Genomic DNA, 17,862 nt, shown 5'->3' on the forward strand with positions numbered 1-17,862 from the left:
CCGACCGATCCGGTCGGCGGCGTCGGTCGGGCGGTTGAAGCCGGGTGTCCCACCCCGGAAAGACATGGTCACGCGGGTGCTTGCAACCCCCCGCGCTTTGTTCTGGAGGCCCTTCTCGCATGACAACAGCCAAGAAGCCGACGACGGGCCGCCAGGGATTCAAGACCGGCGAGGCGGTGGTCTATCCCGCCCACGGCGTCGGCCGCATTACCGCGATCGAGGAGCAGGAGATCGCCGGCTACAAGCTCGAGCTGTTCGTCGTCTCCTTCGAGAAGGACAAGATGGTCCTGCGCGTGCCGACCGCGAAGGCCAACAGCGTCGGCATGCGCAAGCTCGCCGAGCCGGAACTGGTGAAGAAGGCCCTCGACGTGCTGACCGGCCGTGCCCGCGTCAAGCGGACGATGTGGTCGCGCCGCGCCCAGGAATACGAGGCCAAGATCAATTCCGGCGACCTGCTCTCGGTCACCGAGGTGGTGCGCGACCTGTACCGCTCGGAGGCCCAGCCCGAGCAGTCCTACAGCGAGCGCCAGCTCTACGAGGCCGCCCTCGACCGGATCGTGCGCGAGATCTCGACCGTCAACCGGATCACCGAGACCGAGGCGCTCAAGCTGATCGACCAGAGCCTGCAGAAGTCGCCCCGTCGCGGCAAGGCCGAAGCGGAGGCGGAAGCCGAGGCCGACGGCGACGAGGCCATCCAGGAAGAGGCCGCCTGAGAGCGCGCCGACCGGCCGGGATCGTTCCGGCCCCGTCCCATCCCGATCAGGCCCGGCGCGCGAGCGTCGGGCTTTTTCGTCCGGGCCGTCGCCCGCTCGATGGAGCGGTGGTCGGGTAACCTTCGATCGCGCAATCGTGCGTCCGACGGAACCGGACATCCTCGGCCCTGTTGGATCGCCGGCGGAACCTTCGCCTTCGCCCTCCCGTTGTTCGGTGCCTTGCGTGGACGCCCGGTCGGACCGGTGCCTCCGCAGGACGCGGCCGAGGCCGCAGCAGCGCTCGGAAGGAAGAGGCAGGCGGCATGGCGGAAATCGCGGGAATTCGTCGGCAGTTCATTCGCACCGCGATGGAAGCGCCGTTCCTCCAGCGGGACGAGGAACGCGGGCTGGCGGTGAGCTGGAAGGACGAGCGCGACGAGCGCGCCCTCCACAAGCTGATCTCGGCGCACATGCGCCTCGTGATCGCGCTGGCCGGTCGCTTCCGGCATTACGGCCTGCCGATGGCCGACCTCGTCCAGGAAGGCCATGTCGGCCTGATGGAGGCCGCCGCCCGGTTCGAGCCGGAGCGCGAGGTGCGGTTCTCGACCTACGCGACATGGTGGATCAGGGCCTCGATCCAGGACTACATCCTGCGCAACTGGTCGATCGTCCGCGGCGGCACCAGCTCGGCGCAGAAGGCGCTGTTCTTCAACCTGCGGCGGCTGCGCGCACGCCTGATGCAATCGACCGAGGAGCGCGTCGGCGATGAGATCCACCGCCGCATCGCCACCGCCATCGGCGTCTCCCGCGAGGACGTGGCGCTGATGGACGCCCGCCTGTCCGGCCCGGACATGTCGCTTAACGCCTCGGTCGGCGAGGAGAGCGAGGCCTCGTCCGAGCGCATGGACTTCCTCGTCGACGGCGCGGCGCTGCCCGACGAGACGGTGACCGCCACGGTGGACGGCGAGCGCCGCCATCTCTGGCTGCAGCAGGCGCTGACCGTCCTGTCCGAGCGCGAGCTGCGCATCCTGCGCGAGCGCCGCCTCGCCGAGGATCAGGCCACGCTGGAAGCCCTCGGGCATCGCCTCGGCATCTCCAAGGAGCGCGTCCGCCAGATCGAGAACCGCGCCCTGGAGAAGCTCCGCCGGGCCCTGGCCGACCGCTTCCCGCAGACGACCGGTGCCGCCTACGCCGGGTAGGACGCCTCTCCGCATCGGTGACGAGAAAGGCCCGCCCGGATGGTCGGGCCTTTCTCGTTTTCGCGACGTCCCGTCTTCCCTCCCCCTCTGCGGGGGAGGGAGAGCGTCGCCCCCTACTTCGTCGACGTGCCCGTCGAGCCGGTGGCGTCCACCGGGCCCGGCTTGATGCTCCACAGCTCGGTCGGCAGGGCCGCCGGGGCGTCGGGCTTGTAGAAGGCCGAGTCCTGAATGTGCGAGGTCGTGAACAGGATGGTGCCGTCCGGCGCCTCGGCGAAGGTGTCGGGCCAGCGCAGGCGCGGATCCTGGATCAGCACCGTCGGCTTCCCGCCCTTGGCGGACAGGTCGCGGACCTTCACCGCGTTCTCCTCCGGCGCGCTGACGTACATCCGGCCGTCGTGCCGGCTGATGATCAGGCCGTCGGCGGGGCCGTTCTCGCCCACCGTCTCGACCTTGCCCGACAGGCTCTTGTCGGTGAGCGCGCTCGGCACCACCGAGGACGTCAACCACCCGGTCAGCGCGTCGGTCGGGAGGCTGTAGAGCGTCTTGCCCTTGATCGCCTGCCAGTAGAGCGTCTTGCCGTCGGGCGAGAGCGCGATGCCGTCGGCCGCGAACTCGACGCCGCGCCCGTCGGACCGGCGCAGGGGCTTGCCGTCGTAGGTCACGGTCACGCTCTTGTCGGGCATGGTGGTCGGGTCGCCGTCGAGCAGGCGACGGGCCTTGCCGCTGTCGAGGTCGACCACGACCAGAGCGCCGCTCGCGCCGGAATCGGTGAGGTAGGCGGTCTTGCCGTCGGGCGAGAAGCGCACGTCGTTCAGGTACGAGCCCTGGGGCGCCACCGTCTCGTCGAAGGCGATGGTGCGAGCGGGCTTGTTGGTGCTCAGGTCGATCTCGACGAGCTTCGGCCCGTCCTTGACCACCGCCGCCATCGCGGGGGCGGCCGGATCGAGCACCCAAACGTTTCCCTTCGGGTCGGCGACCACGCTCTGCACGCAGATCCAGTGGTTGCGCGCGTCGACCTCGTCCTTCTTCGCGTTGCGCCACGCATTCCACTCGGTATCGGGGAACGGCGTCAGCTTGCCGTCCTTCAGCTCGGCGACCGAGATCGCGGTATCCTCGGTCCAGCGCGGGAAGTTGACGAAGATGCGCCCGTCCTTTCCGACGGTGACGCCGGTGACCTGATGCTCGAAGCTCGCCACCTTGGTCAGCGCCGGCACGGTGCCGGGCTGGGACGCGACCGTTTCCTGCGCCGCGGCGGCGCCGGAGAGCGCGGTTCCGGCAAGGAGGGCGCTGCCGAGCACGAGGCCCGCGCGGCTGCCGGTGATCGTCATGGTCATGGAGAGCCTTTTTTCGGGGCGGCGGACGCGCCGCATCAGCCCGGTCAACGCAGCCGGAGCCGGCCAAGCTTCATCGGACCGGCATCGTTCCGGGACGATCAGCGATGGTCGGCGCCCGCCGGCCCGGCGGTGGCGGCGAGGGTGCGGGCCATCCGCTCGATCCGCTCGGCGGCCCGCGACACGCCGTCGGAGACGCGGGCCGACCGATCCGCCTCGACCGCCTGCGACGCGGCCGCCTCGGCGCGCAGGCGCTCGGCCTCGGCCTCCGCCACCGCGAGCCGGCGCTTCAGCTCCGACACCTCGTCGGAGATGGTCAGCGCCGCCATCACCTGAAGGCGCATGTCGCCGATCTCGCCGAAGGCCTTGCGCATGTCGGCGACCCGCGCGCCGAGGTCGGCGGCGAGCGCCGCCAGATGCGCCTCCTCGCCCTCGCCGCAGGCCATCCGGTAGCTCTTACCGTCGATGGTGACGCTGATCTGGGGCATGCGTGCTGCAGGTCGGCCGAGGACGAGGAAATCGGGACGTCGGCGGATTGGGCGCGTGCGCGCCGCCCGGTCAAGGGTCCGGGCGGGCGAGCACGGTCTCGACGGTGCCGATCGCCCGATCCAGCCGGCGGCCGACCGTGTCGGCGGCGGCCTCGACCTCGGCAAGGCGCGCGCTCGCGGCGTCGAGCGCCGCGGCGAGGCGGGCCCGGTCCTCGGCCATGATCGCGCGCTCCGCCGCGACGTCGTCGGGGTTGGCCTCGGCCTCGAGCCGGCGGGCGACCGCAGCTTCGAGTTGCAGCAGCGCCGCGTCGAGCCTGCGCAGGGCGTCGCCGGTCGGGTCGCCGGTCGGGTCGGTCGGGGGGCTTGCGGCATCGCTCATGTCTGCCGGCAGGTTTCCCCCATGCCGCGATGGATTTCCAGCCAAATCCGCCGCCGACGCCCAGCCAAATCCAGTCCGGTCAGGCCGCCCGGATTGTCAGGACTTCGCACAGGCGGTCCCCGTCCTTCGCTTTGACAGCCCGGGGCACCATGTTAGAGACCCGCCGCACGCGCCTGGCCGGTTCTCGCGCGCGCTTTGTCCGGATACCCGACCCGTGCCAGTCAAGAGGCCCTCGCCCGCATCGTCCGTCTCACGGATGGTCCCCGGCGACCTGTGCCCGGGCCTCGCGTCGGTTCATCCCTGGTTCAATTCGGCGGTTCATAGAGCCGGCCGCAGCACCGGACGGCCGACGCGCCGTTCCGGTACCATCGAACGGCGCCCGCAGGTCGGCGCCTCATCTCGCGAAGGAGTCACGCCGTGACGGTGAAGGTTGCCATCAACGGGTTCGGGCGCATCGGCCGCAACGTTCTGCGCGCGATCCACGAGGCCGGCCGCAAGGACATCGAGGTTGTGGCGATCAACGACCTCGGGCCGGTCGAGACCAACGCGCACCTGCTGCGCTTCGACTCGATCCACGGCCGGTTCAACGCCAAGGTGGTGGTCGACGGCGAGTCCATCATCGTCGACGGCAACCGCATCCGCGTCACCGCCGTGCGCAACCCGGCCGAGCTGCCGCACCGCGAGCTCGGCGTCGACATCGCGCTCGAGTGCACCGGCATCTTCACCTCGAAGGACAAGGCCAAGGCCCACCTCGATGCCGGCGCCAAGCGCGTCATCGTCTCGGCGCCCGCCGACGGCGCCGACCTGACGGTGGTCTACGGCGTCAACCACGACAAGCTGACGGCCGATCACCACGTGATCTCGAACGCCTCGTGCACCACCAACTGCCTCGTGCCGGTGGCGAAGGTCCTCAACGACCTCGTCGGGATCGAGCGCGGCTTCATGACCACGATCCACTCCTACACCAACGACCAGCCCTCGCTCGACCAGATGCACAAGGATCTGTACCGGGCCCGCGCCGCCGCGCTCTCGATGATCCCGACCTCGACCGGCGCCGCCAAGGCCGTCGGCCTCGTGCTGCCGGAGCTCAAGGGCAAGCTCGACGGCACCTCGATCCGCGTGCCGACCCCGAACGTCTCGGCGGTCGACCTCGTGTTCACCGCCAAGCGCGCCACCTCCGTCGAGGAGATCAACGCGGCGATCGTGGCGGCGGCCGACGGCCCGCTCAAGGGCGTGCTGGCCTACACCGACCAGCCCAACGTCTCGATCGACTTCAACCACGACCCGCACTCGTCGACCTTCCACCTCGACCAGACCAAGGTCATGGACGGCACCTTCGTGCGCATCCTCGCCTGGTACGACAACGAGTGGGGCTTCTCGAACCGCATGGCCGACACGGCCGTGGCGATGGCCAAGCTGATCTGACGAGCCGATCTGATCCGTCTCCCCCGGCCGGCTCGCGGACACCCCGCGGGCCGGCGGTTTCGCGACCCGGCCCGACCATCCGCGAAAAGCCGCGCCCCGCCGGGCCGCCCTCCGAACCGCAGACGAGAAAGGGTCCGTGACGAATGACCGACGCCCCCAAGACCGCGACCGGGCAGGACTTCATCCCGACGACGACTTCGCCCGTCGACACCCGGCCCGTCGACACCCGGCCTGTTGAGGCCAAGCCCGTCGAGGCCAAGCCCGCGGCCGCCGGTCCGGCCGGCGCGACGCCGATCGCCGCCAACCAGCTGTTCGACCAGCTCGCGCGGATCGAGGACAAGACCTCGCGGATCGAGGACAAGTACGCCCGCTCGGAGTCGCTGCTGACCCGGGTCGAGGACAAGGTCGAGGGCGCCTCGAACCGCATGAACGAGGCGGCCCGCCAGTCCGACCTCGCGGCGCTCCGCTCGGAGATGCGCGGCCTGACCGAGCGCCTGCGGCGCCTGCCCGGCACCGGCGCCCTCGTGCTCACCGCGATCATCACCGCCGTGCTGACCGTCGTGCTGATGATCGCCGTGCAGCGGCTCAACCTCGACAGCCTGCTGCCGCCGCGCGCGAACGCGACCGCCGCGGCGCCGGCCCCCGCCCCCACCCCTTCGCCCGCGCGCTGACCGAAAGCCGACCGGAGCCCGACCGCATGACCGCCTTCCGCACCCTCGACGATGCCGGCCCGCTCGCCGGCAAGCGCGTCCTGCTCCGCGTCGACCTCAACGTCCCGATGGAGGCCGCCCGCGTCACCGACGCGACCCGGATCGAGCGCGTGGTGCCGACGATCCGCGAGATCGCGGGCCAGGGCGGCAAGGTCGTGCTGCTCGCCCATTTCGGCCGGCCGAAGGGCAAGCGCGAGGCCAAGGACTCGCTCCGGCCCGTCGTCGCCACCCTGTCGGACAAGCTCGGAAGCCCGGTGGCCTTCGCCGAGGATTGCGTCGGCGAGGCCGCCGCGACCGCCGTCGCCGCGATGCGGGACGGCGACGTGCTGCTGCTGGAGAACACCCGCTACCACGCCGGCGAGGAGAAGAACGACGCGGCCTTCGCCGACGCGCTCGCGACGAACGGCGACGTCTACGTCAACGAGGCGTTCTCGGCCGCCCACCGGGCGCACGCCTCGACGGAAGGCCTCGCCCACCGCCTGCCGGCCTATGCCGGACGCCTGATGCAGGCCGAGCTCGATGCCCTGACCAAGGGTCTCGAGGCGCCCAAGCGCCCGGTGATCGCGCTCGTCGGGGGTGCCAAGGTCTCGTCGAAGATCGACCTGTTGGAGAACCTCGTCACCAAGGTCGACATGCTGGTGATCGGCGGCGGCATGGCCAACACCTTCCTGCACGCGCAGGGCAAGGCGGTCGGCAAGTCGCTGTGCGAGAAGGACCTCGCCGAGACCGCCCTGCGCATCCTGGCCGCGGCCGAGTCCGCGAAATGCCGGATCATCCTGCCGGTCGACGCGGTCGTCGCCTCCGAGTTCAAGGCGAATGCCGCCAACGAGACGGTGCCCGTCGACGCGGTGCCCGAGGGCGGCATGATCCTCGACGCCGGCCCGAGATCGGTCGCCGAGATCGACGCGGCGATCGACGAAGCCGCGACCCTGGTCTGGAACGGCCCGCTCGGCGCCTTCGAGATGACGCCGTTCGATGCCGCCACGGTCGCCGCGGCGCGGCACGCGGCCGAGCGCACCACGGCCGGCAAGCTGGTCTCGGTCGCCGGCGGCGGCGATACCGTGGCCGCCCTGAACCATGCCGGCGTGTCGGAGCGGTTCTCCTACATCTCGACAGCCGGCGGCGCCTTCCTCGAATGGCTGGAGGGCAAGACCCTGCCCGGCGTCGAGGCGCTGCGCGCCAAGGACTGAGCCGCGAAACGATTTCGCGCCGCCCCACGCGATCCAGGCGTGCCGTGGCGGCGTTCTTCCCCCACAGACCCGAACAGAGCTTAGACGGAGCACGGACGATGGCGCGGATCACGTTGAGGCAGCTTCTCGATCACGCCGCCGAGTACGGCTACGGCGTGCCGGCCTTCAACATGAACAACATGGAGCAGGGGCTCGCCATCATGGCAGCCGCCGACGCCACCGATTCCCCGGTGATCCTGCAGGCGAGCAAGGGCGCCCGCGCCTACGCCAACGACATCGTCCTGGCCAAGCTCATCGACGGGCTCGTCGAGATCTACCCGCACATCCCCGTCTGCATGCATCTCGACCACGGCAGCGACGAGGCCACCTGCGCCACCGCGATCCAGTACGGCTTCACCTCGGTGATGATGGACGGGTCGCTCAAGGCCGACGGCAAGACCCCGGCCGACTACGCCTACAACGTCGGCATCACCCACAAGGTGTCGGAGATGGCGCACTGGGCCGGCGTCTCGGTGGAGGGCGAGCTCGGCGTGCTCGGCTCCCTCGAGAGCGGCGAGGGCGAGGCCGAGGACGGCCACGGCGCGGAAGGGGTGCTCAGCCACGACCAGCTCCTCACCGACCCGGACGAGGCGGTGAAGTTCGTCGCCGCCACGAAGGTCGACGCGCTCGCGGTCGCGATGGGCACCAGCCACGGCGCCTACAAGTTCACCCGCCAGCCCGACGGCGACGTGCTCGCGATGAACGTCATCGAGGAGATCCATCGGCGCCTGCCGACGACCCACCTCGTGATGCACGGCTCGTCCTCGGTGCCGCAGGAGCTGCAGGACATCATCAACCGGTACGGCGGCCAGATGAAGCCGACCTGGGGCGTGCCGGTCGCCGAGATCCAGCGCGGGATCAAGCACGGCGTGCGCAAGATCAACATCGACACCGACAACCGCATGGCGCTGACCGGCCAGATCCGGAAGGTGCTGGCCGAGAATCCGTCCGAGTTCGATCCGCGCAAGTACCTCAAGCCCGCCATGGAGGCGATGACCAAGCTGTGCAAGCAGCGCTTCGAGGAGTTCGGCACCGCCGGCCAGGGCTCGAAGATCCGCCCGATCTCGGTCTCGGCCATGGCCAAGCGCTACGCCAACGGCTCGCTCGACCCGAAGATCACCGCGAACTGAGGCGACCCGTCTTCGTTCTAGGCGATCGGAGAGACGAGCTCCACCCGATCGCCCCATACCCGTCATTCCGGGGCGCCGAAGGGCGAACCCGGAATCCGGATCCGCCGACGGAACCGAACCGATCGCGCCCTGTGGTTCCGGATTCCGGGCTCTGCCGCGCAGCCTCGGAATGACGAGCGGGCCTGACAAGGTCTGCGCAGGACGTCGGGATCGATCGCCTTCGCAGCCCCTGAAACCTCCCTCTCCGCTTCCCCGACGCGCTGCGCGGCGGTATCAGGGCGCATGACCGACGCACCCCGCCTCACCCTGCTGACGCCGCATCGCATCGGGCCCGAGCATGTCGACGCGCTGCTGCCGGCGCTCGAGCGCGCCTGCGGCGCCGGCGACGTGGCCGCGGTGATCCTGCGGCTGGCGCCGTCCGACGAGCGCAGCCTGATCGCCCTGGTCAAGCGCGTCGCCCCCGCCGTGCAGGCGGCTGGGGCGGCCCTGGTCGTCGCCGCGGCGGGCTTCCCGGGCGACCTCGTCAGCGTCTCGGCCCGCGGCGGCGCCGACGGCATCCACGTCGACAAGCCCGAGGACGGCACGCTGCAGGAGCTGCGCGGGCGCCTGCGCGACGGCCGGATCCTCGGCGTCGGCGGGATCGAGACCCGGCACGCGGCGATGGATGCGGGCGAGGCGGGCATCGACTACTTGATGTTCGGCGGCCTCTACCCGGACGGCGTCGCCGCCGAACCCGAGGCGGTGCGCGAGCGCACCGCGTGGTGGGCCGAGATCTTCGAGACCCCATGCATCGGCGTCGCCTGCGCCGAGACGGAGATCGCCGGGCTCGCGGCCACCGGCGCCGAGTTCGTCGGGCTGGAGAGCGGCCTGTGGATGGACGATCCCGCACGCATCGCGACGCTGCAGACGTCGCTGTCGGAGGTCGCCTCGTGAGGCGGCTCCGCGCCCTCGGCCTCGCGTTGCTCATGGCCGGGGGGGCGGTCTCCGCCGGCGGCCCCGCCGTCGCGTCCCCCGGCACGGTCGAGCCGGCCAAGACACCGGGCACCGATCCGGTGAAGCCGCCGATGCGCGAGCTGCCGACCCCCTACACCATCGGCTATTCCGGCGGCGCCCGCCCGCCGCCGACCGACCGCACGCCGGACTTCGCCTACGGCGCCTATCAGCGCGGGCAGTACGTGACCGCGTTCCGGGAGGCGACGAAGCGGATCGAGGCCGACCGCAAGGACGCGGCGGCGATGACGCTGCTCGGCGAGTTGTACAACCAGGGCCTCGGCATCAAGCCGGATCCGGTGAAGGCCGCCGACTGGTACCGCCTCGCCGCGGCGCAGGGCGAGCCCGGGGCGATGTCCTCGCTCGGGCTGATGTCCCTCGACGGGCGCGGCGTGCCCAAGGACCCGAAGGCCGGCCGGCGCTGGCTGGAGCAGGCGGCCGAGCACGGCTCGCCGACGGCGGCCTACAACTTCGCGCTGCTGCTGCTCGGCAGCGGCACCGAGGCCGACCTGGCACGCGCGGCGACGATGTTCCGCAAGGCCGCCGACGGCGAGATCGGCCCGGCCCAGCACGATCTCGGGGTGCTCTACCTGCAGGGCCGCGGCGTGCCGCAGGACGCGACCAAGGCGGCCGAGCTGTTCCGGCGGGCGGCCGACAACGGCGACCTCGCCGGGGAGGTCGAGTTCGCGATCCTGCTGTTCAACGGCAAGGGCCTTCCGAAGGACGAGGGACGCGCCGCCCGCTACTTCCTGCACGCGGCCGCCCGCGGCAACGCCATCGCCCAGAACCGCGTCGCACGGCTCTACGCCACCGGGCGCGGCGTGCCGAAGAACCCGGTCGAGGCCGCGGCCTGGAACCTCACGGCGGCCGGCCAGGGGCTGTCGGATGCCTGGCTCGACCAGGCGCTCGCCGGGCTCACCGCCGACGAGCGCACCCGCGCCGAAAGGCTGGCCGGCGACCGGTCCGAGGCGCGCTGAGCCCGCGCGGACCGGCGGCGGCGCTCAGAGCTTGCAGACGCCGTCGAGGGCCGCGTTCTCGGCTGCGGTGAACAGGCGCGAGCGGATGTGGAAGCGCTTCTCGCGGCCGTTCTCGAGGGAGAACATGCCGCCGCGCCCGGGCACCACGTCGAGCATGATGTGGGTGTGCTTCCAGACCGCGAATTGCGGGCGGCTGATGTAGAAGTCCGCGCCGCCGACCTGCCCGAGATGGACGTCGCCGTCGCCGGTGATGAAGTCGCCGACGCCGTAGCACATCGGCGAGGAGCCGTCGCAGCACCCGCCCGACTGATGGAACATCACCGGGCCGTGCTCGGCCCGCAGCTCCGCGATCAGCTCGAGGGCGGCGGGCGTCGCGGTGACCCGCAACGGCGTGCCGTCGACGCCGGCTTGCTCGGCGGTGGTCTCGGTGGTCGCGGTCTCCGTCATGCGTCGCTCCCGTTCGCCGTGCTCGCCCGGCTCGATCCTATGTGGATCGCGCCGCGCCGAAATGCAGGGGGCCCGCGCCGGGCGGCGATCGGCACCGGCAAAAAGCCCCGGCCGTTGCGGGCCGGGGCAAGGTCGTCTCGGGCGACGTCGTCTTGCGGTCGAGACCGAAGCCCCGGCCTTGGCGGCCGGGGCGGTTTCTCGCGGGCCTAGAAGAAGCCGAGCTTCTTGGCCGAGTAGCTCACCAGCATGTTCTTGGTCTGCTGGTAGTGGTCGAGCATCATGCGGTGGTTCTCGCGGCCGATGCCGGACTGCTTGTAGCCGCCGAAGGCCGCGTGGGCCGGGTAGGCGTGGTAGCAGTTGGTCCAGACGCGGCCGGCCTGGATCGAGCGGCCGAAGCGGTAGGCGCGGGTGCCGTCGCGGGTCCACACGCCGGCGCCGAGGCCGTAGAGCGTGTCGTTGGCGATGGCGAGCGCGTCGGCGTCGTCCTTGAAGGTCGTCACCGAGAGCACCGGCCCGAAGATCTCCTCCTGGAAGATCCGCATCTTGTTGTGGCCCTGGAGCACCGTCGGCTGCACGTAGAAGCCGTCGGCCAGGTCGCCATCCTTCACGTTGCGCGCGCCGCCGGTGAGCACCTGCGCGCCCTCCTGGCGGCCGATGTCGATGTAGGAGAGGATCTTCTCCATCTGCTCGGACGAGGCCTGCGCGCCGATCATCGTCGTGGGATCGAGGGGCGAGCCCTGGGTGATCGCCTCGACGCGCTTGACCGCGCGCTCCATGAACCGGTCGTAGATCGACTCGTGCACGAGCGCGCGGCTCGGGCAGGTGCAGACCTCGCCCTGGTTGAGGGCGAACATGGTGAAGCCTTCGAGCGCCTTGTCGAAGAAGTCGTCGTCCTCGTTGGCCACGTCCGCGAAGAAGATGTTCGGCGACTTGCCGCCGAGCTCCAGCGTCACCGGGATCAGGTTCTGCGAGGCGTACTGCATGATCAACCGGCCCGTCGTCGTCTCGCCGGTGAAGGCGATCTTGGCGATGCGGGGCGAGGAGGCGAGCGGCTTGCCGCATTCCAGGCCGAAGCCGTTGATGACGTTGAGCGTGCCCGGCGGCAGCAGGTCGGCGATCAGCTCCAGCACCACGAGGATCGAGGCCGGGGTCTGCTCGGCCGGCTTCAGCACGATGCAGTTGCCGGCGGCGAGCGCCGGGGCGACCTTCCACACCGCCATCAGGATCGGGAAGTTCCACGGGATGATCTGCCCGACGACGCCCAGCGGCTCGTGGAAGTGGTAGGCGACCGTGTCGTGGTCGATCTCGGAGATGCCGCCTTCCTGGGCGCGGATGCAGCCGGCGAAGTAGCGGAAGTGGTCGATGGCGAGCGGGATGTCGGCGTTCACCGTCTCGCGGATCGGCTTGCCGTTGTCCCAGGTCTCGGCTAGCGCGATCAGGTCGAGGTTCTCCTCCATCCGGTCGGCGATCTTGTTGAGGATGCGGGCGCGCTCGCCGGCCGAGGTGCGGCCCCAGGCGTCCTTGGCAGCGTGGGCGGCGTCGAGCGCCTTCTCCACGTCCTGCGCGTCCGAGCGGGCGACCTCGCAGATGACCCGGCCGGTGATCGGCGAGGTGTTCTCGAAGTAGCGGCCGTTCGCCGGCGCGACCCACTGCCCGCCGATGAAGTTGTCGTAGCGGGCCGAGAACGGCGACTTGGTCTTGGCGTCGGCCAGGAATTCCGGCTTGTTCATGGTGCTGTTCCTCCGTGCGGTTCCGGCATGGCGTGCCGGCCTTTTTCGGCTTCTCGCTGGCCGATCGCAGCCAAAGCCAGTTGGGAGGCCTTGGCAAGTTGGACTTTTGGCCAACCAGGTCCGCGAGCGCTCGTCGGAGGGTAGCCGGATCGCCGCCGTTTGGCGACCGCCGCCGGCAGCAGGGGTCAGCCGCCGCGATTCGCCTTGCGGGTGGCGGCCGCCTTCCTGGCGGAGGCGGAGCGCTCTTCCGGCGTGCGCGCGGCCGAGGCCTTGCCGCCCGCCTTGCCGCCCTTCTCCCCGCCCGCATGCGCCGCCGGGTGGCCGGTGGCCTTGCCCCGGCCGGAGCCGCCGGGCTTCTTGCCGCCGCCGTCGTCCTTGTTGACCGTCGCCCAGGCGCGGGCCTCGGCCTCCTCCTCGGGCACGCCGCGCTTCTCGTACGAGTCGGCGATGTGCTCGGCCTTCCGCACCTGCTTGTCGGTGTACTTGCCCTTGTCGCCCTGCGGCATGATCGACCTCGCGTCTCCGCCCGATTCACCCGTCCGCCGACGCAGCGTCCTCAGCCGGTCCCGGTCGGCCCGTCGAGGACGGCGCGCACGCGACGGATCAGGTCCGTGCGGCGGTAGGGCTTGTTCAACACGTCGAACTCGGATCCCCCCGCGTCGGTTCGCTCTAGGCTCGCCTCGGCGTAGCCGGTGGTGAGCAGCACCTTGAGCCGCGGCTGCCGGCGCCGCGCCTCGCGGGCGAGCATCACCCCGTTCATGCCGCCGGGCATGATCAGGTCGGAGAAGATCATGTCGATGCGGTCGTTGCCGTCGAGGATCTCCAGGGCCTCGCGCCCGTTCCCGGCCATCAGCGTGACGTAGCCGAAGTCGCGCAGGATCGTCCGGGCGAGCTCGGCCACGTCCTCGCGGTCGTCGACGATCAGGATGGTCTCGGTGCCTTGGCGCTCGATGGCGCGGGCCGCCGGCTTCGGCGCCTCCTTCACCCCGGTCTCGGTCACCGGGAACGACAGGCGCACGGTGGTGCCCTCCCCCTGGACCGATTCGATCTGGGCCGCGCCGCCCGACTGCTTGGCGAAGCCGTAGACCATCGAGAGGCCGAGCCCGGTACCCTTGCCCTCCTCCTTGGTGGTGAAGAACGGGTCCATCACCCGCGCCAGCACCGAGGGCGGCATGCCGGTGCCGGTGTCGGTGATCGAGACCCGGACGTAGCGGCCGGCGCGCAAGGGGCCGGTCCCAGTGATGTCGCGCTCGGACACGTCGAGGTTCTCGGTGACGATGCGGATGCGGCCGCCCTCCGGCATCGCGTCGCGGGCGTTGATCATCACGTTGAGCAGCGCGACCTCGGCCTGGGTCGGGTCGACCCGGCAGTTCCACAGGTCCGGCGCCGGGTCGTAGTCGACGGTGATCGCTTCGCCGACGGAGCGGGCGACCATGTCGCGCATGCCCTCGATCAGGGCGTTGAGGTTGACCGCGCGGCCTTCCAGCCGCTGCTTGCGCGAGAAGGCGAGGAGCTGCTGCGTCAGCGTCGTGGCGCGCTGCGCGGCCTGGCGGATGTTGTCGGCGGCACGCCCGAGGCGACCCTTGTCGGCATCCGGCTTCTCGAGCCCGGCGCTGAGGATGTCGACGTAGCCGACGATGACCTGGAGCAGGTTGTTGAAATCGTGCGCGATGCCGCCGGTGAGCTGGCCGAGCGCCTCCATCTTCTGGGCCTGGCCCAGGGCCTCCTCGGCGTCGCGGCGACGCGACACGTCGAGCTGCGAGGCGAAGAAGTACAGCAGCTCCCCCGCGGTGTCGTAGAGCGGCGAGACGAACAGCGCGTTCCAGAAGGTCGAGCCGTCCTTGCGGTAGTTCAGGATCTCGGTGCTGTACTCGCGCCGCTCGTCGATCGCCGCGCGTACCTGCGCGACCGCCTCGCGGTCGGTCTCCGGTCCCTGCAGGAAGCGGCAGTTGCGGCCGACGATCTCCTCGCGGCTGTAGCCGGACATCGCAATGAAGGCGTTGTTGGCGAAGATGATCGGGTTGTCGGACTGGCGCGGGTCCGTCACCGTCATCGGCATGCGGGTCGTCTCGACGGCCGCGAAGAAGATCTCGTTGCGCGGGTCCGACATGGCGGAGACGGACCCGGTGCCGACACGGGTGGTGCGGCCGGTCGGCGGTGTCTCGGGCGTCTGGGTCATGTCGACGGGGTCTCATCCTTCGGCATCGGTCGGCCGCTCCATCGCTTCGTTCGACGCCGGCGAGTCGCTGCACCTGCGCAAAAGCGTTCTGGCGCACGATCCGGATCGACACCACCGCGATAACGCCAGGGGCGCCCGGGCGATCCCGGCATCCTGGCGAAGGTCAGGCCCGCGCCGAAGCCGAAAGCGCGGATGCCGCCCGGCGAGCCGGTCTCGCGCAGCGGCGAAGGCGTGAAAACCCGCTTCGCCGCCCAGCCGTCGCGCCGGCCGGTGCACGACGTCGCCCACATCGTCGACCGCCGCCGCTACTCGGCGGCCTGCGGCAAGCGGGGCTCGGATCGCGCGGCCGGATGCGCCGGCGCCGCCGCCGGCATGCGCGAGACCGCGATGGCGTTCTCGATCGCGTCGTTGAGCGTCGTGACCAGGAAGTCGGCCGAGGTCGCCCGGCGCAGGCGATCGAGGGTGGCGGGATCGCGCTCGCCCCAGAACCCGACGAGGACGCTGACGCCCGGCACCGCGGCGCGCGCCTGCCGCACGGTGAAGCGGATCTGCGACAGGCTCACCGGCTCGAGATAGGAGAAGCAGATCATCGCCAGGCTGCCGACATCCTTCGGCCGCGCGCCGGCGCGGATCGCGGACATCGCGATCACCTCGGAGCGCAGGCCGTGGCGGTCGAGGGTCTGGCTCAGCATCAGCGTCGCCGCCTCGTCGAACGGGCCGCGGCTCGAGACGCAGAGCACCGGCACCGCGCCGCGCCAGGCCGGCGCAAGGTCCGACGGCTTGAGCACGACGGCGGCGACCTTGCGGTCCGGCCCCGCCGCGGCGACGGCGGCGGCGGCCTCGGAGCTCCCGGTGCGGGCCTTGCCCCTGCCGGGGCGCCGGGCCACCGGCGTGGTGCCGAGCCGCGCGACCACGGTGCGGATCGCGGCGCCGACCTCGCCCTGGCGCTCCCGGTCGAGCGTCCCGCGCGACAGGTCCTCCTGCGCCAGCCTGAGGCCGGCGAGCACGACCTCGTCGTAGTAGGTGACGAGCGCCCGCTCCTTGAGGAACTGCCGGCCCTGGTCAATCGCCTCGGCCGGATCGTTGGCGAGCATGCGCTGGTAGAAGATCTCCGGCGGATCGAGGGCCGGCTGGTCGCCGAGCAGCACGTCGAGATACCAGAGCCGGTCGACGTGGCGGCCGAGCACAACGAGGCAGACGGTGAGCGGGGTGGCGAGCACGAGGCCGATCGGCCCCCACAGGAAGGTCCAGATGGTCGCCGAGAGGATGACCGCGATCGGCGAGAGCCCGGTGGAGTGCCCGTAGAGCAGCGGCTCGATCACGTGGCCGGCGATCGGCTCGACCACCAGGAACAGGGCCGCGGTGGCGATCACCATGGTCCAGCCCGGATCGACCGAGGCCGCCAGCACCAGCGGCAGCAGGGCGCTGATCGCGGCGCCGATATAGGGCACGAAGCGCAGGATCGCCGCGAGCACCCCGAACAAGGTCGGGCTCGGCACGCCGATCAGCCACAGCCCGACGCCGATCACCACGCCGAAGGCGACGTTGAGGGCGAGCTGCGCCAGGAAGAACCGGCTGAGGCGACGCGCCGCGTCGTCGATCGCCGCGGTGGTGCGGCGCAGGTCGCCCGAGCCGCCGGCCAGCCGGATCATCCGGTTCCGCAGGTCCTCGCGCTGGAGCAGGATGAAGATCGTGAAGATCAGGATCAGGCCGGTGGTGGCCAGCGGGTGCAGGATCGGCCCGGCGAAGGTCTGGAGGTTCTCGACGAAGCCGGCCCGCGCCGCGCGGATCTCGACGGTGAGCGGATGCCCGGCGGTGCCCGGATCGCCCTTCAGCTCGGGCGGCGGCGGCGGCGACAGCGTCGCGCTTAGGTCCTGGAACACGTCAACGATCCGCGACAGCGTGCCGGTGTCGGCGGTCGCCCCGCGCAGGGACTTGATCTTGTCCTGCATCACCAGGGAATAGCGCGGCAGGTCGGACACGAGCTGGCCGCCCTCGCGCGCGATCAGGGTTCCGATCCCGAACAGCGCGCCGAACACCACCACGACGACGAGCAGCACCGCCGGCACCCGCGGCACGCGGATATGCCCGAGCAGGCGCACCGCCGGCACCAGGACGAAGCTCAGCAGGATCGCCAGCGTCACCGGAACGAGGATGTCGCGCCCGAAATACAGCGCCGCCATCACCGCGACGACGAGGAGGAACGAGGCCAGCGCGACGAAGACCGGCAGGCCGTTCTTGAGGCGCTGCGCGGTGACGGGATCGTCGCTCATGGGATTACGCTCCGGTTACGCTGAAGTCCGCCGCCGCCTCTTCCCTCCCCCCCCTGCGGGAGAGGGTGGCCCGCGAAGCGGGTCGGGAGAAGGGAGCGCGTTGTCCGGAGAGGTCGCTCCCCTCTCCCGACCCTCGCCGACGCGAGGCCCACCCTCCCCCGCTCCAGGGGGGAGGGAAGAATGGCCCGCCTCAGGCCGACGCCGTCTCGCCCAACGCCGCGCTGATCTGGCTGAGCAGCTTCGAGAAATCGACGGGCTTCGGGTGGTAGTCGTCGCAGCCGGCCTGGATCGCCTTGTCGCGGTCGCCCGACATGGCGTGGGCGGTGAGCGCGATGATCGGGATGCCGCGGGTGTCGCTGCCGGACTTCAGCGCGCGCGCCGCCGACCAGCCGTCGAGGATCGGCAGGTTCATGTCGAGCAGGATCACGTCGGGGCGCCCCGAGCGCGCCTGCTGCACCCCGGCCTCGCCGTCATGGGCCAGGATCACCTCGTACCCGCGACGCTTGAGCCGGCGGGACAGGAAATCCCAGATCTCCTCGTGATCTTCGACCAGCAGTATCTTGGGCATGGATGATGGATCCCTCGACGCATGACCGTCAGACGCGTCGCCGCCGCGCGTCGATACCCAACGCACGGCGGCCCGCGATCGTCCGATTTTTGTATTCAGCCCCTCGTGGCAGATC

17 protein-coding genes are annotated in these 17,862 nt (G+C 70.9%); 8 read left to right on the forward strand and 9 right to left on the reverse strand.

Annotated features, from left to right (window positions below; genetic code table 11):
- The first annotated feature begins 119 nt into the window (after window positions 1-119).
- Together MKK55_RS06880 and MKK55_RS06885 are read left to right on the forward strand one after the other, a co-directional pair.
- On the forward strand, window positions 120-713 hold the full coding sequence (locus MKK55_RS06880; protein WP_147728545.1) for a CarD family transcriptional regulator: 594 nt from the start codon (window positions 120-122) through the stop codon (window positions 711-713).
- Between the two features lie 302 nt (window positions 714-1,015).
- Window positions 1,016-1,891 (forward strand): RNA polymerase factor sigma-32, encoded by an 876-nt coding sequence (locus MKK55_RS06885; protein WP_147728544.1) that lies wholly within the window; start codon window positions 1,016-1,018, stop codon window positions 1,889-1,891.
- A 113-nt stretch (window positions 1,892-2,004) separates the two neighbouring features.
- Here the strand turns inward: MKK55_RS06885 and MKK55_RS06890 are convergent, their stop codons facing one another.
- The 3 genes from MKK55_RS06890 to MKK55_RS06900 all read right to left on the reverse strand — a co-directional run bounded on the left by MKK55_RS06890 (window position 2,005) and on the right by MKK55_RS06900 (window position 4,089).
- A complete protein-coding gene (locus MKK55_RS06890) occupies window positions 2,005-3,225 on the reverse strand; it encodes an SMP-30/gluconolactonase/LRE family protein (RefSeq protein ID WP_409566029.1) in 1,221 nt (406 codons plus the stop codon).
- A gap of 98 nt (window positions 3,226-3,323) precedes the next feature.
- Window positions 3,324-3,710 carry a cell division protein ZapA gene (locus MKK55_RS06895; RefSeq protein ID WP_147844203.1) on the reverse strand — a complete coding sequence of 129 codons (387 nt, stop codon included), beginning with the start codon at window positions 3,708-3,710 and terminating at the stop codon, window positions 3,324-3,326.
- A 70-nt stretch (window positions 3,711-3,780) separates the two neighbouring features.
- Window positions 3,781-4,089: a DUF4164 family protein gene (locus MKK55_RS06900; RefSeq protein ID WP_147860338.1), complete on the reverse strand. Its 309-nt coding sequence runs from the start codon at window positions 4,087-4,089 to the stop codon at window positions 3,781-3,783.
- 417 nt (window positions 4,090-4,506) lie between these two features.
- On the opposite strand from MKK55_RS06900, the gene gap reads away from it, so the two are divergent.
- The 6 genes from gap to MKK55_RS06930 all read left to right on the forward strand — a co-directional run bounded on the left by gap (window position 4,507) and on the right by MKK55_RS06930 (window position 10,550).
- Window positions 4,507-5,514 (forward strand): type I glyceraldehyde-3-phosphate dehydrogenase, encoded by a 1,008-nt coding sequence (gene gap, locus MKK55_RS06905; protein ID WP_147729605.1) that lies wholly within the window; start codon window positions 4,507-4,509, stop codon window positions 5,512-5,514.
- Between the two features lie 143 nt (window positions 5,515-5,657).
- The gene (locus tag MKK55_RS06910; RefSeq protein ID WP_243933882.1) at window positions 5,658-6,185 is read left to right on the forward strand and encodes a hypothetical protein; all 528 of its coding nucleotides are present in this window, start codon (window positions 5,658-5,660) and stop codon (window positions 6,183-6,185) included.
- A 26-nt stretch (window positions 6,186-6,211) separates the two neighbouring features.
- On the forward strand, window positions 6,212-7,414 hold the full coding sequence (locus tag MKK55_RS06915; protein WP_243933885.1) for a phosphoglycerate kinase: 1,203 nt from the start codon (window positions 6,212-6,214) through the stop codon (window positions 7,412-7,414).
- Between the two features lie 98 nt (window positions 7,415-7,512).
- The gene (gene fba / locus MKK55_RS06920) at window positions 7,513-8,583 is read left to right on the forward strand and encodes a class II fructose-bisphosphate aldolase (protein ID WP_147860113.1); all 1,071 of its coding nucleotides are present in this window, start codon (window positions 7,513-7,515) and stop codon (window positions 8,581-8,583) included.
- A 282-nt stretch (window positions 8,584-8,865) separates the two neighbouring features.
- On the forward strand, window positions 8,866-9,516 hold the full coding sequence (locus MKK55_RS06925) for a thiamine phosphate synthase (RefSeq protein WP_243933887.1): 651 nt from the start codon (window positions 8,866-8,868) through the stop codon (window positions 9,514-9,516).
- A gap of 32 nt (window positions 9,517-9,548) precedes the next feature.
- Window positions 9,549-10,550: an SEL1-like repeat protein gene (locus tag MKK55_RS06930; RefSeq protein ID WP_243933945.1), complete on the forward strand. Its 1,002-nt coding sequence runs from the start codon at window positions 9,549-9,551 to the stop codon at window positions 10,548-10,550.
- 24 nt (window positions 10,551-10,574) lie between these two features.
- Here the strand turns inward: MKK55_RS06930 and MKK55_RS06935 are convergent, their stop codons facing one another.
- The 6 genes from MKK55_RS06935 to MKK55_RS06960 all read right to left on the reverse strand — a co-directional run bounded on the left by MKK55_RS06935 (window position 10,575) and on the right by MKK55_RS06960 (window position 17,747).
- Window positions 10,575-10,997 carry a DUF779 domain-containing protein gene (locus tag MKK55_RS06935; RefSeq protein ID WP_243933889.1) on the reverse strand — a complete coding sequence of 141 codons (423 nt, stop codon included), beginning with the start codon at window positions 10,995-10,997 and terminating at the stop codon, window positions 10,575-10,577.
- A gap of 206 nt (window positions 10,998-11,203) precedes the next feature.
- Window positions 11,204-12,727 carry an aldehyde dehydrogenase gene (gene adh / locus MKK55_RS06940; protein ID WP_147843501.1) on the reverse strand — a complete coding sequence of 508 codons (1,524 nt, stop codon included), beginning with the start codon at window positions 12,725-12,727 and terminating at the stop codon, window positions 11,204-11,206.
- A gap of 185 nt (window positions 12,728-12,912) precedes the next feature.
- Window positions 12,913-13,233, reverse strand: a complete 321-nt coding sequence (locus MKK55_RS06945; RefSeq protein ID WP_243933891.1) for a plasmid stabilization protein — start codon at window positions 13,231-13,233, stop codon at window positions 12,913-12,915.
- Between the two features lie 50 nt (window positions 13,234-13,283).
- On the reverse strand, window positions 13,284-14,906 hold the full coding sequence (locus MKK55_RS06950) for a hybrid sensor histidine kinase/response regulator (RefSeq protein ID WP_243933893.1): 1,623 nt from the start codon (window positions 14,904-14,906) through the stop codon (window positions 13,284-13,286).
- 305 nt (window positions 14,907-15,211) lie between these two features.
- Complete coding sequence (locus MKK55_RS06955) at window positions 15,212-17,179, reverse strand: AI-2E family transporter (RefSeq protein WP_147860110.1); 1,968 nt, start codon at window positions 17,177-17,179, stop codon at window positions 15,212-15,214.
- Window positions 17,180-17,369: 190 nt separating this feature from the next.
- Window positions 17,370-17,747 (reverse strand): response regulator, encoded by a 378-nt coding sequence (locus tag MKK55_RS06960; RefSeq protein WP_147728597.1) that lies wholly within the window; start codon window positions 17,745-17,747, stop codon window positions 17,370-17,372.
- Window positions 17,748-17,862: the final 115 nt, after the last annotated feature.

This window comes from Methylobacterium sp. J-059, from assembly GCF_022829485.1.
Lineage (GTDB): Bacteria > Pseudomonadota > Alphaproteobacteria > Rhizobiales > Beijerinckiaceae > Methylobacterium.

Excerpts from the sequence above, each read along its gene's own strand:
- MKK55_RS06880 (WP_147728545.1), top strand. The coding sequence starts at position 120 with ATGACAACAGCCAAGAAGCCGACGACGGGCCGCCAGGGATTCAAGACC.
- MKK55_RS06885 (WP_147728544.1), top strand. The coding sequence starts at position 1,016 with ATGGCGGAAATCGCGGGAATTCGTCGGCAGTTCATTCGCACCGCGATG.
- MKK55_RS06890 (WP_409566029.1), bottom strand. The coding sequence starts at position 3,225 with ATGACCATGACGATCACCGGCAGCCGCGCGGGCCTCGTGCTCGGCAGC.
- MKK55_RS06895 (WP_147844203.1), bottom strand. The coding sequence starts at position 3,710 with ATGCCCCAGATCAGCGTCACCATCGACGGTAAGAGCTACCGGATGGCC.
- MKK55_RS06900 (WP_147860338.1), bottom strand. The coding sequence starts at position 4,089 with ATGAGCGATGCCGCAAGCCCCCCGACCGACCCGACCGGCGACCCGACC.
- MKK55_RS06910 (WP_243933882.1), top strand. The coding sequence starts at position 5,658 with ATGACCGACGCCCCCAAGACCGCGACCGGGCAGGACTTCATCCCGACG.
- MKK55_RS06915 (WP_243933885.1), top strand. The coding sequence starts at position 6,212 with ATGACCGCCTTCCGCACCCTCGACGATGCCGGCCCGCTCGCCGGCAAG.
- fba (WP_147860113.1), top strand. The coding sequence starts at position 7,513 with ATGGCGCGGATCACGTTGAGGCAGCTTCTCGATCACGCCGCCGAGTAC.
- MKK55_RS06925 (WP_243933887.1), top strand. The coding sequence starts at position 8,866 with ATGACCGACGCACCCCGCCTCACCCTGCTGACGCCGCATCGCATCGGG.
- MKK55_RS06930 (WP_243933945.1), top strand. The coding sequence starts at position 9,549 with ATGGCCGGGGGGGCGGTCTCCGCCGGCGGCCCCGCCGTCGCGTCCCCC.
- MKK55_RS06935 (WP_243933889.1), bottom strand. The coding sequence starts at position 10,997 with ATGACGGAGACCGCGACCACCGAGACCACCGCCGAGCAAGCCGGCGTC.
- adh (WP_147843501.1), bottom strand. The coding sequence starts at position 12,727 with ATGAACAAGCCGGAATTCCTGGCCGACGCCAAGACCAAGTCGCCGTTC.
- MKK55_RS06945 (WP_243933891.1), bottom strand. The coding sequence starts at position 13,233 with ATGCCGCAGGGCGACAAGGGCAAGTACACCGACAAGCAGGTGCGGAAG.
- MKK55_RS06950 (WP_243933893.1), bottom strand. The coding sequence starts at position 14,906 with ATGACCCAGACGCCCGAGACACCGCCGACCGGCCGCACCACCCGTGTC.
- MKK55_RS06955 (WP_147860110.1), bottom strand. The coding sequence starts at position 17,179 with ATGAGCGACGATCCCGTCACCGCGCAGCGCCTCAAGAACGGCCTGCCG.
- MKK55_RS06960 (WP_147728597.1), bottom strand. The coding sequence starts at position 17,747 with ATGCCCAAGATACTGCTGGTCGAAGATCACGAGGAGATCTGGGATTTC.